17 protein-coding genes are annotated in these 17,794 nt (G+C 44.4%); 9 read left to right on the top strand and 8 right to left on the bottom strand.

What is annotated here, in order from left to right:
* Window positions 1-105 precede the first annotated feature (105 nt).
* The 3 genes from IRE19_RS17365 (at window position 106) to IRE19_RS17355 (ending at window position 3,025) form a co-directional block, all read left to right on the top strand.
* Complete coding sequence (locus IRE19_RS17365) at window positions 106-1,905, top strand: M3 family oligoendopeptidase (protein WP_203341356.1); 1,800 nt, start codon at window positions 106-108, stop codon at window positions 1,903-1,905.
* A 1-nt stretch (window position 1,906) separates the two neighbouring features.
* Window positions 1,907-2,455 carry a GNAT family N-acetyltransferase gene (locus IRE19_RS17360; RefSeq protein ID WP_203341355.1) on the top strand — a complete coding sequence of 183 codons (549 nt, stop codon included), beginning with the start codon at window positions 1,907-1,909 and terminating at the stop codon, window positions 2,453-2,455.
* Between the two features lie 87 nt (window positions 2,456-2,542).
* Window positions 2,543-3,025, top strand: a complete 483-nt coding sequence (locus tag IRE19_RS17355; protein ID WP_203341354.1) for a DinB family protein — start codon at window positions 2,543-2,545, stop codon at window positions 3,023-3,025.
* 7 nt (window positions 3,026-3,032) lie between these two features.
* On the opposite strand, the gene IRE19_RS17350 is transcribed toward IRE19_RS17355, so the two are convergent.
* The 4 genes from IRE19_RS17350 to IRE19_RS17335 form a co-directional block, all read right to left on the bottom strand.
* Window positions 3,033-3,599, bottom strand: coding sequence for a beta-class carbonic anhydrase (locus IRE19_RS17350; protein ID WP_203341353.1), 567 nt, complete (start codon window positions 3,597-3,599; stop codon window positions 3,033-3,035).
* Window positions 3,600-4,256: 657 nt separating this feature from the next.
* The gene (mreBH, locus tag IRE19_RS17345; RefSeq protein WP_191716792.1) at window positions 4,257-5,264 is read right to left on the bottom strand and encodes a rod-share determining protein MreBH; all 1,008 of its coding nucleotides are present in this window, start codon (window positions 5,262-5,264) and stop codon (window positions 4,257-4,259) included.
* A 183-nt stretch (window positions 5,265-5,447) separates the two neighbouring features.
* Window positions 5,448-5,588, bottom strand: coding sequence for a hypothetical protein (locus IRE19_RS17340; protein WP_191716791.1), 141 nt, complete (start codon window positions 5,586-5,588; stop codon window positions 5,448-5,450).
* Between the two features lie 85 nt (window positions 5,589-5,673).
* Window positions 5,674-6,906 (bottom strand): aminopeptidase, encoded by a 1,233-nt coding sequence (locus IRE19_RS17335; RefSeq protein WP_203341352.1) that lies wholly within the window; start codon window positions 6,904-6,906, stop codon window positions 5,674-5,676.
* A 147-nt stretch (window positions 6,907-7,053) separates the two neighbouring features.
* Between IRE19_RS17335 and IRE19_RS17330 the strand changes: the two genes are divergently transcribed.
* The 4 genes from IRE19_RS17330 (at window position 7,054) to IRE19_RS17315 (ending at window position 11,458) form a co-directional block, all read left to right on the top strand.
* Window positions 7,054-8,148, top strand: a complete 1,095-nt coding sequence (locus IRE19_RS17330; RefSeq protein ID WP_203341351.1) for a carbohydrate kinase — start codon at window positions 7,054-7,056, stop codon at window positions 8,146-8,148.
* Entirely contained in the window at window positions 8,145-9,056 is a 912-nt protein-coding gene (locus tag IRE19_RS17325; RefSeq protein ID WP_191716788.1) for a pseudouridine-5'-phosphate glycosidase, read from the top strand. Before IRE19_RS17330 ends, IRE19_RS17325 begins: the two co-directional genes overlap by 4 nt.
* A gap of 111 nt (window positions 9,057-9,167) precedes the next feature.
* Window positions 9,168-10,475: an FAD-dependent oxidoreductase gene (locus IRE19_RS17320; RefSeq protein WP_203341391.1), complete on the top strand. Its 1,308-nt coding sequence runs from the start codon at window positions 9,168-9,170 to the stop codon at window positions 10,473-10,475.
* Window positions 10,472-11,458 carry a class I SAM-dependent methyltransferase gene (locus tag IRE19_RS17315; RefSeq protein WP_203341350.1) on the top strand — a complete coding sequence of 329 codons (987 nt, stop codon included), beginning with the start codon at window positions 10,472-10,474 and terminating at the stop codon, window positions 11,456-11,458. Before IRE19_RS17320 ends, IRE19_RS17315 begins: the two co-directional genes overlap by 4 nt.
* 575 nt (window positions 11,459-12,033) lie before the next feature.
* Here the strand turns inward: IRE19_RS17315 and IRE19_RS17310 are convergent.
* Together IRE19_RS17310 and IRE19_RS17305 are read right to left on the bottom strand one after the other, a co-directional pair.
* Window positions 12,034-12,255 carry a DUF1128 domain-containing protein gene (locus IRE19_RS17310; protein ID WP_191716785.1) on the bottom strand — a complete coding sequence of 74 codons (222 nt, stop codon included), beginning with the start codon at window positions 12,253-12,255 and terminating at the stop codon, window positions 12,034-12,036.
* A gap of 58 nt (window positions 12,256-12,313) precedes the next feature.
* Entirely contained in the window at window positions 12,314-13,675 is a 1,362-nt protein-coding gene (locus IRE19_RS17305; RefSeq protein ID WP_191716784.1) for an alanine/glycine:cation symporter family protein, read from the bottom strand.
* Window positions 13,676-13,863: 188 nt separating this feature from the next.
* On the opposite strand from IRE19_RS17305, the gene IRE19_RS17300 reads away from it, so the two are divergent.
* On the top strand, window positions 13,864-14,367 hold the full coding sequence (locus IRE19_RS17300) for a YtxH domain-containing protein (RefSeq protein WP_203341349.1): 504 nt from the start codon (window positions 13,864-13,866) through the stop codon (window positions 14,365-14,367).
* A 106-nt stretch (window positions 14,368-14,473) separates the two neighbouring features.
* Window positions 14,474-15,280: a YihY/virulence factor BrkB family protein gene (locus IRE19_RS17295; RefSeq protein ID WP_238943294.1), complete on the top strand. Its 807-nt coding sequence runs from the start codon at window positions 14,474-14,476 to the stop codon at window positions 15,278-15,280.
* Window positions 15,281-15,302: 22 nt separating this feature from the next.
* Here IRE19_RS17295 and IRE19_RS17290 read toward each other — a convergent pair whose 3' ends face one another.
* Both IRE19_RS17290 and IRE19_RS17285 read right to left on the bottom strand, forming a co-directional pair.
* Window positions 15,303-17,171 (bottom strand): heavy metal translocating P-type ATPase, encoded by a 1,869-nt coding sequence (locus IRE19_RS17290; RefSeq protein ID WP_203341348.1) that lies wholly within the window; start codon window positions 17,169-17,171, stop codon window positions 15,303-15,305.
* Between the two features lie 197 nt (window positions 17,172-17,368).
* The gene (locus IRE19_RS17285) at window positions 17,369-17,563 is read right to left on the bottom strand and encodes an SE1561 family protein (RefSeq protein WP_191716781.1); all 195 of its coding nucleotides are present in this window, start codon (window positions 17,561-17,563) and stop codon (window positions 17,369-17,371) included.
* Window positions 17,564-17,794: the final 231 nt, after the last annotated feature.

Raw genomic sequence — 17,794 nt, 5'->3', positions numbered from 1 at the left:
GTGAAGAGTTTATGGGAGAGAGTGGAATATTGTTCCGGTTCCAGAATAAAAAATGTTATACTAATAAGTGTTTTTAGAAAATTTAGTTTACCAGGGGGAAAAATTATGACAGTCAATTATCCGGAAGTATGGGATTTGGATACGTTATTTCCAGGAGGCAGCGAATCACAGGAATTGCGTCAACATATGGATGACGCATCGACAAAGCTTTCTGGTTTCGAAGAGTCGGTCCATCAGTTCGAAGTTCCTTCTGCAAAAGGGGATGCCCAAAAAGTAGCGGACCTGCTTGAGCAGATGAGTTTGATGATGAAGCATCTGAGCCAATCCGGTGCATTTATCGGCTGTTTGATGGCCCAAAATACGCAGGATAAAAAAGCAGGGATTCTTGATAGTGAATCATCTTCTTTATCGGCTCGTTTCCAAGATTCCTTCCAAAAAATCCAACAGGATTTGGCGAAGACAGAAGAAAGCGTGTGGGCAGAACTGTTGGATGAAGGACCTTTGCGCGACTTCACTTTCGTTTTGAATGAATGGCGTGAAGAAGCGAAGATGTTGCTGTCTGAAAAAGAGGAAAGCCTGATCACGGCATTAAGTGTAGATGGCTATCACGGCTGGAGTCAGCTTTACGATATGCTGGTCGGAGAAATTAAAGTGACTGTTACAGTCGACGGTGAGGAGAAAACCTTATCGGTTGGACAGGCAAATAATCTGAGTTCCCATAAAGACGCTGCAGTCCGTAAAGAATCCTATGAAAAATTAGAGGAAGCTTGGGCAGAAAAAGAAGAATTCTTTGCAAAAACATTGAATTCTATCGCCGGCTTCCGTCTGGAAACTTATAAAAAACGGGGATGGGATAACCCGCTTCAAGAACCTCTGCACATCAATCGCATGAAAGAGGAAACTTTAGATGCCATGTGGGGAGCAATCAGCAAGAACAAGCAGCCTTTTGTTGCATACTTAAACCAAAAAGGAAAATTGCTTGGGAAAGACGGACTGGACTGGTATGACGTAGATGCGCCGGTAACAGAAAGCACACAACAGTTTTCTTATCAAGAAGGCGCAGAATTCATCCTGAAGCAATTCGGGAAATTCGGACCGGAATTGGAGCAGTTTGCACAGCAGGCATTTGAAAAAGGTTGGATTGAAGCGGAAGACCGTCCGAACAAACGCCCTGGCGGATTTTGTACGGGACTGCCCTTAAGTGAAGAATCCCGTATTTTCATGACCTATAGCGGATCGATGTCTAATGTCGCAACCTTGGCACATGAACTCGGGCATGCATTCCATACGTACGCATTGCGTCCTGTGCATTCATTGAATCGATCTTATGCAATGAATGTTGCAGAAACAGCTTCTACCTTCGCAGAAATGATCGTTGCGGATGCAGCGGTGAAAAATGCGCAGTCCAGAGAAGAGAAAATTGCGTTGCTGGAAGATAAAGTCCAGCGCAGTGTCGCGTTCTTTATGAATATTCATTCACGCTTCCTGTTTGAAACCCGTTTCTATGAAGAACGCAAAAATGGAGTCGTCCCGGCTTCTCGCTTGAACGAATTGATGGAACAGGCGCAAGAGGAAGGATTTGCAGGCGGCTTAGCCTCAACGCATCCCCATTTTTGGGCATCCAAGCTGCATTTCTACATTACCTATGTGCCATTCTATAATTTCCCTTATACCTTCGGCTATCTTTTCTCGTTAAGTGTTTATGCGAAAGCGCTGGAGGAAGGAACCGGTTTTGAAGAAAAGTATATGGCTTTGCTTCGTGATACAGCAGTGATGTCGGCCGAGGACTTGGCAATGAAGCATCTGGGCGAAGATATTACACAACAAGCGTTCTGGGAAAAAGGAATCGCTTTGTGTGTCCAGGATGCCGAGGAATTTATTTCGCTGACATCTGCTGAGGTCTGATATGAATTTGCTTTTCGAGGGGAAGACCTGTTATTTGCGCAGTTTGGCGATTGAAGACGCAGAAGAAATGGTACAATTGCTGCTCCGAAATCGGGATTACTGGTCTATCTACGAACCACGCCATCGGGACAGTTATTTTTCTGCAGCTGTTCAAAGGGAAAAAATACGCGAATCGATTTATCAGGCAAGGGAGAATCGGGAATATAGTATAGGAATTTTTGAACATGAGACGAATAAGTTGATTGGCCATATTTCTGTATACAGCGTAAAGCGAATGCCTTTTCTAAGCGCTTTGGTCGGCTATTCAATCGATGAAGCCTATATCGGAAAAGGCATTGCCACGGAAGCGGTAAGATTGATGACTGCTTTCGGTTTTGAACAGCTCCGTCTTCACCGTGTTGAAGCATATGTATCTCCTGAGAATGTCGGTTCCATCCGTGTATTGGAGAAAACCGGATTTCGCCAGGAAGGCTTGCTGAAGGAGTTCCTTTACATCAATGGCGAATGGAAAGACCATTATTACTACGCCATGATTGAAGACGAGTTTTGAAAGGGCAAGGCCACCTATAAAAAATGGTGGAAAGATATGCAACGCTGGTTTGAAACGTGAATAAAAGCGGAGGAAGGTGCGTAAAAAGTGAATAAAGACAAACTATTCTCCTATCACAAATGGGCGACACTGGCCTGCTTGGAACATGTTAAAGGGTTCGGTGAAGAACTTTACCAAAAAGAAGGAACAAATTCGTTTGCTTCGATCCAGGCGACGGTTGCCCATATCATTGGAGTAGAGAAACTGTGGCTGATGCGGATGAATGGGATAGAAAAGCCTGTGTTTGAACATTTTGATGTGGAGACGACAGACAAAGCAATCGAAGCGTTTATGCTGCTGCATGCAGAAATGGAATTGTTTTTCGCTTCATTAGCAGAAGAACAGTGGCAGGAAACACTCGATTACCAGAACATGCGAGGCGACAAGTTGGCTACTTCACGCGAAGACATGCTTTTTACAGTTGTTAATCATGCCAGTTACCATCGAGGGCAGATTACGTCTTTCCTCCGCCAATTCGGCAAAAAAGGCATCCCACTCGATTATATTTATTACCAAAAACAAAACCGCTGAGAAATTCTCAGCGGTTTTTGTTTCCATCAATGACGACATCCAGTTTTCCAGTTGTCGGATCGATCACTAAGCCATGGACCGGAACATTCGGATCCAGCAATGGATGGTGGCGAACCATGTTGACACTGTGGGTGACGCTTTCTTCGACATTATCGAAGCCGCGGAGCCAACCTTCAAGATCAACTCCAGAATACTCCATCATCTCGATGGTCTTTTGATCCACGCCTCGTTTTTTCATCTTCTCGAGCATTTCATGTGGTTTAATGTTGGACATGCCGCAATCGTGGTGGCCAATAATATAAATTTCGTCTGCATTCAATTCATAGACAGCGACCAGTAAACTGCGCATGATGCCGCCGAACGGGTGATTGATGACAGCGCCGGCACTTTTAACAATTTTGACGTCACCATTTTTAAAGTTCATCGCTTTTGGCAGCATTTCAAAAAGACGCGTGTCCATGCATGTCAAAATAACGACTTTCTTGTCAGGAAACTTGGTGGTCATGTACTCTTCATATCGCTTTTCTTTCACAAATTCTTCGTTGTACTCCAAAATTTCATCTAATAAAGCCATTATACTTCCTCCTTGTCGAATACTACTTTTTAAGTTTAATCCAAATTTCTGAAAAATACGAATCGAATTTGCCATATCGGGAGAAATAAGGAAAAAAGTCATTGCGCATCGTTTCGGATTTAATAAGACCTTGCCTTTTATNGTCATTGCGCATCGTTTCGGATTTAATAAGACCTTGCCTTTTATTAAACTGTACGTAGGTAAATTAGAACAGTGTTTTTCAGGGGAATCAAGAATGAAAAAAACGGAAAGCAGTTCCGAGTGCTTCGGAGTGCTTTCCGTTTTTCTATATCCAGCTCCAGCGCCCAGGTTCTAGGGACATAAGCCAATCCGGCTGTGCGGCAAAGGACGCCGCTTCGCCAGCTCGTCTTATGCCCTTCAAACTTGCACGGGCGCTTTCGGTTTTCTTAGTGTCCAGCTCCAGCAGCCAGCCCCTCGAGTCGCTTCAGCCTTACCAGCAATGGCATAGATCCGCCATTACCGGTAAAGCTTCCAGCGCTTGTCGGGGCAAAACGGCTGCTTTCGCTTTTCTAGGTGTCCAGCTCCAGCGCCCAGGTTCTAGGGACATAAGCCAATCCGGCTGTGCGGCAAAGGACGCCGCTTCGCCAGCTCGTCTTATGCCCTTCAAACCTGCACGGGCGCTTCCGCTTTTCTATATTAACGCGACATTTTCTCTAACTGTTTGATCATGTTCAGCGACAGTCCTGTTCCGATGGCGACTGATTCCAATGGTTGTGGTGCGATATGGACTGGGACTGAGATTTCTTTTGACAGCCATTCCTGCATGCCTTTCAGTAAAGCGCCACCGCCTGAAATGACGACGCCTTGGTCGACCATATCACCCGACAGTTCAGCTGGACAATTCTCCAGTGTTGCGCGGATGCATTCCAAAATGGCGGATAAAGATTCTTTCAGCGCTTCTTGTGTTTCAAGAGAGCTGAGTGTAATGGTTTTCGGCAAGCCGGTCATGATGTCACGGCCGCGGATTTCCATGTTCTCTGTTTCATGGGGAACAGGAGCATAGCCGATTTCCATTTTTATATTTTCAGCAGTGCGTTCACCGATCAATACGTTGTACTGTTTGCGGACATACTGGATAATATCTTCATCCATGCGGTCGCCCGCAACTTTAACGGTGTTGGACGAAACCACCCCGCCAAATGAAATGATTCCCACTTCTGTAGTACCGCCGCCAATATCTACAATAACGCTCGCTACCGGTTCGCTGATTGGAAGTTCCGCGCCTATTGCAGCAGCTACAGTTTCTTCAATTAAGTGAACGGTTTTGGCGCCGCTCTGTTTCACTGCGTCGTGGATAGCACGGCGCTCAACTTTAGTGGCACCGGAAGGGGTACAGACCATCACATTGGGTTTGCGATAAGCACTTCCAAGTTGTTTGGCCGCTCTTTGCATGACCGCTTTCAGCAGATCAAGAGTGGCATCAGAGTCGGCGATGACGCCGTCTTTCAATGGGCGGATCACCAGGATGGAATCAGGTGCTTTGCCAAGCATAGCTTTCGCTTCAGTGCCGATCGCCAGCACCGCACGAGTCCTTGCATCCAAGGCGACAACAGAAGGTTCATTGACGATAATGCCTTTTGTTTTTGTGTAAACGAGTATATTTGCAGTTCCTAAATCGATACCAATATCTATTGCAGAAAACATACGTGAATTCCTCCTATGAATAAAGACGCTAACTAGTTCGGATTTTACCATTACGAGCTGTGGAGTGGAAGAGCAGAAGGGACCTAAAGAGCATGGAAATTAGATAGAACACGTACATTTGATAGTGCTTTTAGTGTGAGGAACATAAAAACCGACTTCAGAGAAGAAGCCGGTTTTTATCGCTCAGTATTTTTTTTCAGGCGTTGGATCTACGTGCTCTGCATCGTGCGTGTGAAGCTCTTTTCCAAGGAAATGGAGAAGTGTAAAGAAAAACATGAAAATTACGGCCATGAAGCCGAGTACGACAGTAATGTCATAAAACATAATGATAACTCCTCTCTAAACTGTAATTATCAATATTAAGTATACATGATTCTGGTCTAAAAAATAAGTGTCGAATTATCGAGACTTAGAAAGCCCAGTTGCCACCGCGGAAAATCGGTTCGCGGCTGCCATCTTCCAGGATACCATCAATGTCCATTTCAGACGAGCCTACCATGAAATCGACATGGGTAATACTTTGGTTTAGGCCGTTTTTCAATAGTTCTTCCTGAGACATGGTTTTGCCGCCTTCGATACAGAAAGCATAAGCGCTGCCGATAGCAAAATGGTTGGAGGCATTTTCGTCGAACAACGTGTTGTAGAATAAAATATTTGAATCGGAAATTGGCGATTGATGTGGAACTAATGCAACTTCACCAAGGAAATGAGAACCTTCATCAGTAGCAACCAATTGCTTCAGGACATCTTCGCCATGTGCAGCTGTTACATCAACGATTTTTCCATTTTCGAATGTTACTTTAAAGTCATCAATAATATTGCCGCCATAGCTTAGGGGCTTTGTACTGGAAACATAGCCATTTACGCCTGTTTTATGCGGTACAGTAAAGACTTCTTCGGTTGGCATATTCGCCATGAAAGAATCGCCTTTTTCGTTGATTGAGCCGGCTCCACACCATAAATGTCCTTCTGGAAGAGCAACTTCCAAGTCGGTTTTTGGTGACGTATAGTGAAGTTTTGCGTATTTTTTGCCGTTCAGATAATCGACTTTGGTGTGCAGCAAGCGGTCATGTTCTGTCCAAGCCTCAATCGGTTGATCAAGATCAGCACGTACAGCTTTGAAAATAGCATCCCAAAGTTTGTCGATTTGTTGGTCAGCCGGTACTTCTGGAAACACTTTAGCTGCCCATTTTTCAGAAGGGGCTGCGATAACGGTCCAGCTGATTTTATCAGATTGAACATATTGGCGGTATTTGCTTAATGCCTGTCCAGTTGCTTTTTGTGAAGCAGCAATGCGCTTTGAGTCAATGCCAGTCAATAGGTCAGGGCTTTGAGACACCACGCTGATGAAAGCAGCGCCTTGCTCTGCCAATTGCTCGCGTTCCTGTACTTTCCATGCTGGGAAATCAGAGAACGAATCTTCCGGCGCTAATTCAAAGCGCAGGCGAGAGATCGTATCGTCGTTCCAGTCTACAAAAACTTGTTTCGCTCCGATTTCATAGGCCTTTTGGGTAATTAAACGGACCAAGGGTGCTGCATCAATGGAAGCGGCGATATACAGCGGCTGTCCGGGTTGAATATTTACTCCTACTTTTACCGCCAGTTCAGCATAGCGGGATAATTTTTCATTAAAAGATGTCAAATAAATCTCTCCTCTCATCTCTTTCTATAGTAGCAATTTTCTGTAACTGCCTGCAATGATTTATAACGATATGCGAAATATATTTTACTTGCATTTTGTGTTATAAAAGTTTATGATTTAAACAAATGTTTGAGTGGGGGTGTGATTATGAATCAGAAAGAAGTGGAAGTGCTGGAATTGATCCGGCGCAACCCGTATCTATCTCAACAGGAAATGGCAGAACGCCTAAACATGTCCAGGCCATCACTGGCCAATTTCATTTCCAATCTCATGCGTCAAGGGAAAATCTTAGGCCGTGCTTACGTACTGCCCGAAGAACAGACGGTCATTTGCATCGGCGGGGCAAATGTCGATAGAAAATTCCTGATGGAACGTCCCGCGCAGATGGGAACATCCAATCCGGCTTCCGTTTCCGGCAGCGTCGGTGGAGTAGCCAGAAACGTCGCCGAAAATTTGGGGCGCCTCGGCCATTCAGTCAAGCTATTGTCGATTGTGGGCAATGATCCGGAATGGAACTTAATCGAAACCGCTTCCAGCCAATTCATGTCGACTGAAATGACAAAAGCAGTCGACGGATTGTCAACTGGAACCTATACAGCGATTTTGGAACCGGACGGCGAAATGCTGCTGGCGATGGCGGATATGAAAATCTATGACTCTCTGACGCCAAGCTATATTGCTAAAAATGACAGTGTTTTATTATCATCTGCCTTTCTGGTGATCGATTTGAATTGTCCAGTGGAAACGGTGGAATATGTTCGCCAGTTAGCCTTCATCAATAACATTCCACTGGCAGTCATTCCGGTTTCAGCTCCAAAAATGGACAGGCTCGGAACAGATTTGGCCGGCATCAGCTGGCTGATTCTTAACCGCGATGAAGCAAGCAGGCATTTGCAGATGTCCATCATTTCCATGGAGGATTGGCATCAGGCTGTTGAACAGCTGCTGAATCAAGGTGCGGAAGCAGTTGTCATCACCGGTGGAAAAGAAGGAGCCGTAGCTGGAAATGCAGACGGCATCACACATTACCAGGCGATGCAAGTCGACCAGGTCATTGATGTGACCGGTGCAGGAGATGCATTTTCCAGCGCCATTGTCCACAGTGTAATGAATGGGAAGGAATTTGAATCCGTCATCCATTCAGGGATGGTGAATGCGGCAAAAACGCTCGAAAGCAATGCGACTGTAAGACGAGAATTGACAGCAGTACAACTACAAAAAGAACTGGAGGAATTACAATGACATCAATGATTTCTTATTCAACTGAAGTACAGCAAGCAATGGAGGACAAAAAGCCGATCGTGGCACTCGAATCGACGATCATTTCACACGGTATGCCTTATCCCCAGAACGTGGAAACGGCACGCGTGGTAGAACAGATTATCCGTGATAATGGTGCAGTTCCTGCAACAATCGCCATTATGGACGGCAAAATCAAAATCGGTTTGTCTGATGAAGAACTGGAAGTGCTTGGCAATAGCCCAGGCGTTTCAAAAGTATCAAGAAGAGATATCGGCCAATTGATCGCCACGAAAAAAATCGGTGCTACAACTGTCGCTGCAACGATGATTTGTGCAGAACTTGCAGGCATCCGTGTTTTCGCAACAGGCGGCATAGGTGGGGTGCACAGAGGCGCTGAGACGACCATGGACATCTCAGCTGACTTGGAAGAACTTTCGAACACAGGAGTGGCTGTTGTTTGTGCAGGCGCAAAATCCATTTTGGATATCGGCTTGACGTTGGAATACCTGGAAACAAAAGGGGTTCCAGTCATCGGCTATCAAACGGACGATATGCCAGCATTCTACACACGCTCAAGCGGCTTTGATCTGACATTCCGCAGTGATGATGCTGCTGAACTGGCTGAAGTGCTGAAAGCAAAATGGGATCTGGGCATTACAGGCGGAGCGGTGATCGCCAACCCAATTCCAGCTGAACATGCATTGGAAGACTCATTCATCAATGGCATCATCACTCAAGCCATGACGGAAGCGAATGAAAATGGCATTTCCGGAAAAGAAGTCACGCCTTTCCTATTAGGGAAAGTCAAAGAATTGACGGAAGGCAAGAGTTTGGTCGCGAATATCGAACTGGTCAAGCATAATGCAAAAGTCGGAGCAGAGCTTGCTGTCGCTTACAATAAACTTTAAGAATAAATTGTGAAAAGAAGTCCATTCGTGGACTTCTTTTTTTATTGGGACGGTTTATTGGGTTTTCACAATCCTAAAGGTAGGGTAAGGAGAATCAAGGGGATGAAGCAGATGAAAACTGATGTATTCATCGGCGGGGGTGGAATCGGTGGATTGACACTTGCACTGAAGCTGGTGCAGCGTGGAATCGATGTGGTTCTCGCCGAACGGATGGCTGTAAAAGCACCTACCTATAAAGGGGAACTGCTGCAGCCGAAAAGTATGCAGATATTCGACGGCCTTGGAATATATAAGAAAATATGTGATCGCTCTAATGAAATTAAAGTTTTGGACATGCTGGAACTTTCAAGTTCTCTGCAAGTAAAGGACCAAGCGTTTATGGATTATAGCGTGTTGCCCGGCAAGTACAGTGCGGCTTATATGATGCACCATGAGGAATTGAAGTCTGTTATTTTAAAAGCTGCCTGTGAATATGAAAACTTTCATTATCTCAAAGGAACGGCCTGCAAAGGATACGGAGAAAATACCGCGTTGCTTCAAAAAGGAACCGAAAAGTTTGAAGTGGAGGCGGAATTTTTCTTTGGTGCTGAAGGGCGTTCGTCAGTCACTAGGAAAGCCATGGAAATTGAAGTGAAACAGACCACCTACAATCATCATTTTCTGACAGTAACGTTTCCGCGTGCTGAAAATTTTACAGACGGTCAAATCATTTCTACATACAACCGTTTTCTGGGGCTTTTCCCGCTGCCTGATAACCAGGTGCGAAGTGTTTACTTGATACCGCCAGGCGATTATAAAGAACTCAAGGAAAAGCCAATCAGCCATTTCCATAAATTGTACACGGATTTAGCGCCTGCGGTAGATGGTTATGTCCAGCAATTGACGGATTGGAAGAAAATCCAGTTGATGATTCCGGTAATGTATCATGCGGATTCATATGTGAAAGGCAATAAAGCTATCATCGGTGACGCTAGCCATGCTGTCCATCCAATGGCCGGAGAAGGCATGAATATGGCTATACAAGATGCGGATATACTAGGCGAATTAACCGCAGATATGTTCAAAGAAGAAAAAAAAGACGAAAGCAATTTAAAGTGGTACGAAACCGTCCGCTATAAGCGTGCAGACCATGTGATCCAACTCAGCCACTTGGCAGCTTTGGCCTATTCTTTTCCATTTAAACCGGTCAGCTACATCCGCCAACGGACTTTCGAGCGCATGGAAGAAGACCCAATTCTTCATTTTAAGCAAATGTTGAATGTTTCGGGCCTTGGGATGTGGAAAGAAAACGTTCGAGATCGTTTCATACAAGGAGGCATCATGCCCGTCCGCATGAAAGATTTAACAAAAGACACGAAAGAATTAAAGTATTATACACCAGAAGAAGATTACCCATGGAAAGCGGAGGGACTCAGATGATCGATGTCATGAAGATGTTTAAAGCAAGAATGTACATGAAACGAAATGAACCTTTTTTATATAGTTGGCATGCATACGTCGGATATGAGCTGGATTTGTTTAAAGCCTTCGATCGCCCTATGTCCCAATATGATGTAGCCGATGCGCTGCAATTGGACGAAGATTTATTGAACCAGTGGGTGAATGTTGGCGTCTCGATCGGCCATCTCAAAGAAGCCGGCAGAAATCGATATAAAACCTGGAATGCATGGAAGCTGCCGAAACCGAAAGGCAATAATTCCTCGGGTGTTCTGCTGAAGGAAATGATGGAGTTGCATATCCCGACCTTGCTGAATTACCCAGAGATGATGCGCAAGCAGGAACGCCTTCATTTTGATGAAGAAAAACATGCTCCGACTGTAGCTGAAACAAGCAGGTTGCTGGAAGTATTGGCTCTGCCGAAAATGTCCAGACGCCTGAAAGGCCAAAATATCGACTCGGTGCTGGATATTGGCTGTGGAGAAGGCGGATACATCAAAAAGCTTGCAGAACGTTTTCCCGACACCCACTTCACTGGAATTGAAATCAGTCCGTCTGTAACGGAAGTAGCGAAAGCCTTGACGAAAGAAAATAATAACATTTCTATTGAAAATGCCGATCTATGGGATTACAAACCAACAGAGCAGCAAGGCATGGTTATGATGAACAATGTCATCCACTATATCGATCTCGGAAAGCGCCAGGACCTTTTTACTGAACTGGCCAGCTGGATCAAAGACCAAGGTATTCTGTCAGTTGTGACACCTATCGCTGGAGACAGCGACAGCCCACCATTTGCCAATGTTTTCAATAGTTTTTTCTCATCTTTCGACAACCTCTACCGATTGCCGACGCGCGAAGAAATGGCAGAATGGGGAGAACAGGCAGGACTCGAATTGCTTAGCATCCAAACCGTCATAAAAGAAGGCGGCTGGTACATTGTGCAGTATGAAAAGAAAAGCTGAGGCGACCGTTATGCTCCGACAGACATAAGATGAACTTCCGAAGCGGCGTTTTTTTGCCGCACAGGAAGGGCAGCTTATGATCCGAGGAGCAGGTCGCCGAAGCTGGACAATAAAAAAAGCTGAGGAAGCCGTAAAGGTTCGACAGGCATAAGACAGACCGGCGAAGCGACGTGTTTATGTCGCACAGCCGGGTTGGCTTATGTCCCGAGAACCTGGCTTCCGAAGCAGGACAAAAAGAAAAGCTGAGGCGACCGTTATGCTCCGACAGACATAAGATGAACTTCCGAAGCGGCGTTTTTTGCCGCATAGGAAGGGCAGTTTATGATCCGAGGAGCAGGTCGCCGAAGCTGGACAAAGAGAAAAGCTAAGGCGTCTGTCCAGTCTCTACAAGCGCTGGAGGACTTGAAGGTAATGGCGTTCTTTGCCATTAGCAGCAAGTCCGAAGCGACTCGAGAGACTAGACGCCCAAGTTGGACAAGAAAAAATGAAATGATCGTATTGCTCCTATAAGCGATTACAGCAACATAAAAAAAGGCCCTGAAGGATTTTTTCCTTCAAGGCCTTTTTGTGCTTGCTTATTTGCGTAAAGAACCAAGTTCGGTTGCGATTGCCTGCATTTCACTCGTGCTGAACTTTTCGCGGTTCGCGACCATTTCGTAAAGTTCATGCAAATCTTCGTATTGGGAAGCGTTGAAGTGTTCGGCTTTCATTGCATCCACATTGACCATACGCAATTTTGATTTTATTTCTTCAATCATAAAGCTGACGTTTTCTGGTGACGGTTTTGATAAGTCCATGATAAGCTCCTGCCTTTCGGGTGGTTATGCTTAATCATTTCATTATTCAAAAGCAATGTCAATTGCCAGTTTGTCCAGCGGCTTTTTCTTCCTTGATTTTAGCAATGATGCGCTTGGTTTCATAGACGATAACGCCTGATAGACCAAGAAGTCCGATCAAGTTAGGGAAGGCCATTAAGCCGTTCATCACATCAGAGAAAGTCCAAACGACATCAAGTGAAACGGTTGCGCCGACGAAAACCATCAAAACGAAAGCGATGCGGTAAACGATCAGCAATGCCGGGTTCTTGAATAAATACTGGAAACATTTCTCTCCATAGTAAGACCAGCCGATGATGGTAGAAGAAGCAAAGAAAATCAATCCGATGGCTACTACAATTGGGCCAGCTCCTCCAAGGAACTGTTCAAAAGCTGCAGTTGTAAGAGCCGCACCTTCAAGAGATTTATCTGTATAAAGGCCAGACATGACAATTGTGACACCGGTAATCGAACAGATGATGATGGTGTCAAAAAGTACTTGTGTCATGGAAACCAATGCCTGGCGTCCTGGAAGATCCGTGATTGCAGCAGCAGCAGCAATCGGCGCCGACCCAAGTCCCGCTTCGTTGGAGAATACGCCTCGTGCTACACCATATCGGATAGCCGCACCAATGGCACCGCCAACAGCAGCTTCACCGGTAAATGCCGCACTGAAGATCGTAGCAAAAGCACCTGGAATCAGTTCCATGTTTAAAATCATAATAATTATTCCTGCGATTATGTAGAATAACGCCATAAAAGGAACGAAGAACGAAGTGACGCGGCCGATGCTCTTAATTCCACCTAGCAGAACCAAAGCGGTGAAAATTGTTAAAATGATTCCGGTAATCCATGTTGGAACACTGAATGTATCGCGGACAACTGAAGCAACTGAGTTCGATTGTGTCCCGTTGCCGATTCCGAAAGCCGCAATGGCACCAAAGATGGCGAATAAAACGGCCAACCACTTTTGTTTCAAGCCATGCTCAAGGTAATACATCGGTCCGCCAGCCATCTGGCCTTTAGCGTCGACAACACGGTATTTGACTGCCAATACAGCCTCTCCGTATTTGGTGGCCATTCCGAAAAATGCAGAAAACCACATCCAGAAGACAGCACCCGGTCCACCAAGGATGACCGCTGTTGCGACACCGACGATATTACCGGTACCTACGGTTGCAGCCATGGCGGTTGATAATGCTTGGAAATGGCTGATATCCCCTTTAGAGGTCGTATCCGAATTTTTGGTGAAAACCAATTTCAAAGCATAAGGCAATAATCGGACTTGGAGAACACCAAGACGAACCGTTAAGAAAATTCCTGTACCTACTAATAAAATCAATAAAGGTGGTCCCCATACGTAACCGCTGATAGTGCCCAATAGTTCTTCGAACTGTGCCATTATTTTTCCCCCTTTTTCAATATCCTTTTCTGTCTATTAAACCTCCTGTAAACATAATATTCCGAAAGTTTTTCGATATAGTCAAGTTATTTTTAAAAAATATATACTGTACAAGTGTTTAGGTTTTCAAAGATTAGGGAAAATTCCTAACAGATGTGAAAAACATATTTTATTGGGAGGAATTTAGGATGAGCCAAAACAAATTGATGACAGGTTTATTAGTAGGCGCGGCAGTGGGGATTATTGTCTCACTATTGGACCGCAATACAAGAGATGACGTTATACAGAAATCGAAAAAAGCAACAAACAATGCAAAATACTATGCTTCAAATAGAGATGAATTGGTACAGGCTTTCCAGCAACAAGCTGAGAGAGCGCAAAATCTGTATTCCCGCATTTCTGAAGATGCTTCATATGTTGGAAGCAAGGTGAATGAATTGAAAGAAATGACTCCACAAGTGAAAGAAATGGCGCTTGAAACAAAAGAAGCGTTCATGGATACAAAAGATGCAGTAATTGAGACAAAAGATGATGTGATTTCAGCAGTTAAAGAAGACAACCCGTCTCCGACATCTTCGTTAACGGATAGCTCGAACTCTTCAACAGGTTCTGGAAATAACTCATCATCAAATAAAAGTTCCGGGACAGGCAATCAGTCTGGATCGAACTCAAACACTGGGAATCGGTCATAATCCGATCGGCCCAAATACATCTTCAGGACAGCAGGCGGACAATAAACAAGACCGTGTTCACTCAGTTACTTTCGATGTAACGACTGGAAAAGGTTTTTTAAAAGAATTGTTTCAACGGATTAAAGACGTCGATGTGCCAGGACTTGGAGCACAATTGGCGTTTTTTTTCCTATTATCAATTTTTCCCTTGCTGATTTTCCTGGTTACTTTATTGCCGTATTTAGCCTTATCTCAGGATGAAATTTTCAGCTACTTGGAAGAAGTTGTCCCAGCAGAAGTGTATGTCTTAATCGAAAGCACCCTGGAAGAAATTCTGACGAATCAAAATACCGGATTATTGTCGTTTGGTATTTTAGCGACGATTTGGTCTGCTAGTTTAGGGATGGATGCCTTGATTAAGTCGTTGAACCTATCCTATAAAGTAGCTGAAAACCGTCCGCTTCTACTAGCGCGGGGAATGTCGATCCTAATGACGATTTTGTTGATTTTTATTTTGATTGTCGCTTTGGCATTGCCCGTTTTTGGTGAACAGCTTGGATTGTTGATCTTTTCATTTCTGGGGCTGGAGGAAGGGTTTCTCGCATTATGGAACTCTATCCGCTTTACAATACCTGGAATTATTACATTCGTTGCCTGCGCCATCATCTATTGGTTGGCTCCGAATGTAAAGATGAACATTTTGAGTGCGCTGGGAGGCGCAGCGTTTGCTGCAACCGGTTGGTTGGCGACTTCTTATCTGTTCTCCATCTACATCAGTAATTTCGGGAACTTCTCAGCGACATACGGCAGCATCGGTGGCGTAATCATCCTGATGCTGTGGCTTTATATCTCAGCCATGATATTAATTATAGGTGGACAGATCAATGCGGTGATGAAAGAACGCCGGCACTATATTAAGCAAAAGGCATCCTGAATGAAACATTCAGGATGCCTTTTTATACATTGCGGTTGAGCATGCGCAGCCCATTTAGAATGACTAGTATTGTGCTGCCTTCGTGTCCGATAACACCAATCGGCAAGGTAATGGTTTGGAAAAAGTTCGAGATGATCAAGAGAATGATGACAGAAACTGAAAAGAAAATGTTTTGTTTAACGATGCGCTGCATTTTTTTTGAAAGCCTGATGGCGTATGCGATGCGCGACAAATCATTTTTCATTAAGATGATGTCAGCGGTCTCCAAAGCAATATCGGTTCCGGCGCCCATGGCGATGCCTGTTGTTGCAGTGGCCAGAGCTGGAGCATCGTTTATGCCATCACCTGTCATTGCTACATACTCATACTTTTTCAGGAGTTTTTTCAGTTCTTTCACTTTATCACCTGGGAGGCATTCGGCGATGTAGTCGTCGACTCCGGTTTCTTTTGCGATGACTGCTGCTGTCTTTCGGTTATCTCCTGTCAGCATGATGCAATAAATACCTGCTTTTTTCAATTCCTCAATTGTCGATTTGGTGATGTCACGGACTGTATCCTTCAAAGCCATAGCGGCAAGAATTCCTTCATTGTCTCGAACAAAGGTTACGGTTTTCCCTTGATTGGCCAGTTTCTCCAAAAGGCCATCCTCAAAAGTCTCCGCCAACTCCTCACCGACGAATTTTGGTTTGCCGACGAGAAATTCTTCAGAGTTAGTAGTTGCTCTTAACCCATTTCCCGGGACATCTTCAATTGTCAGATTGGGTGTGGGAGTAATGCCTTGTAAAACGATAAAATCGCTGATGGCTTTAGCTAAAGGATGATTGGACTGGGATTCGATCCCGGCAATTTTAGCCATAGCAATTTTCTTATCCATTCCTTGTCGGATGACAAAATCTGTGACTTCAGGCTGTCCACGGGTCAAGGTACCGGTTTTATCAAAAGCGATGGCCCGCACCACGCTCAAATTCTCAAGATGCATGCCGCCTTTGAATATGATGCCGCTCTTAGCGCCATTAGAAATGGCTGCCAGTGTGGCAGGCATAATTGAAGCGACAAGTGCGCAAGGAGAAGCCACAACCAGCAAAACCATTGCCCGGTAAAATGTTGTGTTCCAATCCCAAGCAAAAAGATAATGAGGCAAAAACAGCATAAGAACAAAGGCGAAGAGCACCACTTTTACATAACGTCCTTCAAAACGTTCGATAAATTGTTGGGAAGGGGATTTTTCGCTTTGTGCTGATTGGACCAGATCAATGATTTTTTGAAACATGGTTTCAGTGCTCGGTTTAGTCATTTCCATTGTGATGGCTCCCGATAGATTGACGGTGCCAGCAAACAGCTCATCTTCTTCGTATTTGGATACAGGGAGTGCTTCACCGCTGATCGCCGATTCATCAACTGCAGTTTGGCCGTTTTGCAGGACGCCATCAACGGGTATCCGTTCTCCCGGTTTCACCAAGATCATGTCGCCAGTATGCAAATCTTTGAGGGGAACACGTACAGTTTTTTGTTCTTTAACAAGCCATGCAGCTTCAGGTTGGATTTTCATCAAGGAAGTAATCTCTTTCCGGCTTTTGTTCATTGTATATGTTTCCAATGCACCGCTTAATGAAAAGATGAAAATCAGAATGGCTCCTTCAGTCCAGTAACCGATGATGGAAGAGCCGACTGCTGCTAAAATCATTAAAATTTCAACGTTGAGCTGCTTGTCTTCAAATGTTTTCAGGATGCCATATTTAGCTTTGGCGTAACCGCCAATTCCAAAGGCCAGAAGATAGGTGATGACTGAGTATGCATACAGGTTTTGATGTTCAAGTGTGAACGCGATAACAATTAAGATCCCTGAAAAAATTGCTGCTATCAATTCAATGTGAGTCTTGAAAAATGCCATCTGCACTACCTACTTTCCTCCATAACATATTTACTGAATCCTTTAAAAAAGCTTTTTTGGAGAACGTGTAATTTGAAGAGTGAATTTTCAGAACCCTTTTTTTAATGTTATCATATTTTCTATAAACAAATGCATATACAATTAACAGAAAGAGGACAAAAGAAAAATCCGCTGCCCGATAGGCAACGGATTAAGGATTACTGGTCTTCAGTTGGACGGCCTTGAAATTGTTTCATTTTGTCATCTAAATCATCAACCATTGCGATTAAGCGATCAATATCTTCAAGCTCCGTGTTTTCAGGTTCAATAGCGTCTAATACTTCCAAAAACATGTTCAAGCGCTGTTTCATATAAGAAACTTGCTGCTCTTTGTTTGTAATGGATTTTCCCATTCGATCCACCTCATTTCGCATGTTAATCGTAACGGAAATTGGACAAGATTTCAATACAGAGAAATTTCAATCAGTTAGAGCATCCCCAGTGAAAAAAGGCAGACTTAGACTAAAAACGCCGTATCCTCCGTCAATGCCTATATAACCGACATTCAATCGGACTTCTACGGCGTGGGTCTCACACTGGCGGAATTAAGAGTCTAACTGACCGTTAAAGAAGGATAAACAATA

Source organism: Planococcus beijingensis, assembly GCF_016820615.1.
GTDB lineage: Bacteria > Bacillota > Bacilli > Bacillales_A > Planococcaceae > Planococcus > Planococcus notacanthi.
Note: the sequence above shows the minus strand (reverse complement) of the source record. Positions and strands in the feature narration are given on the sequence as shown.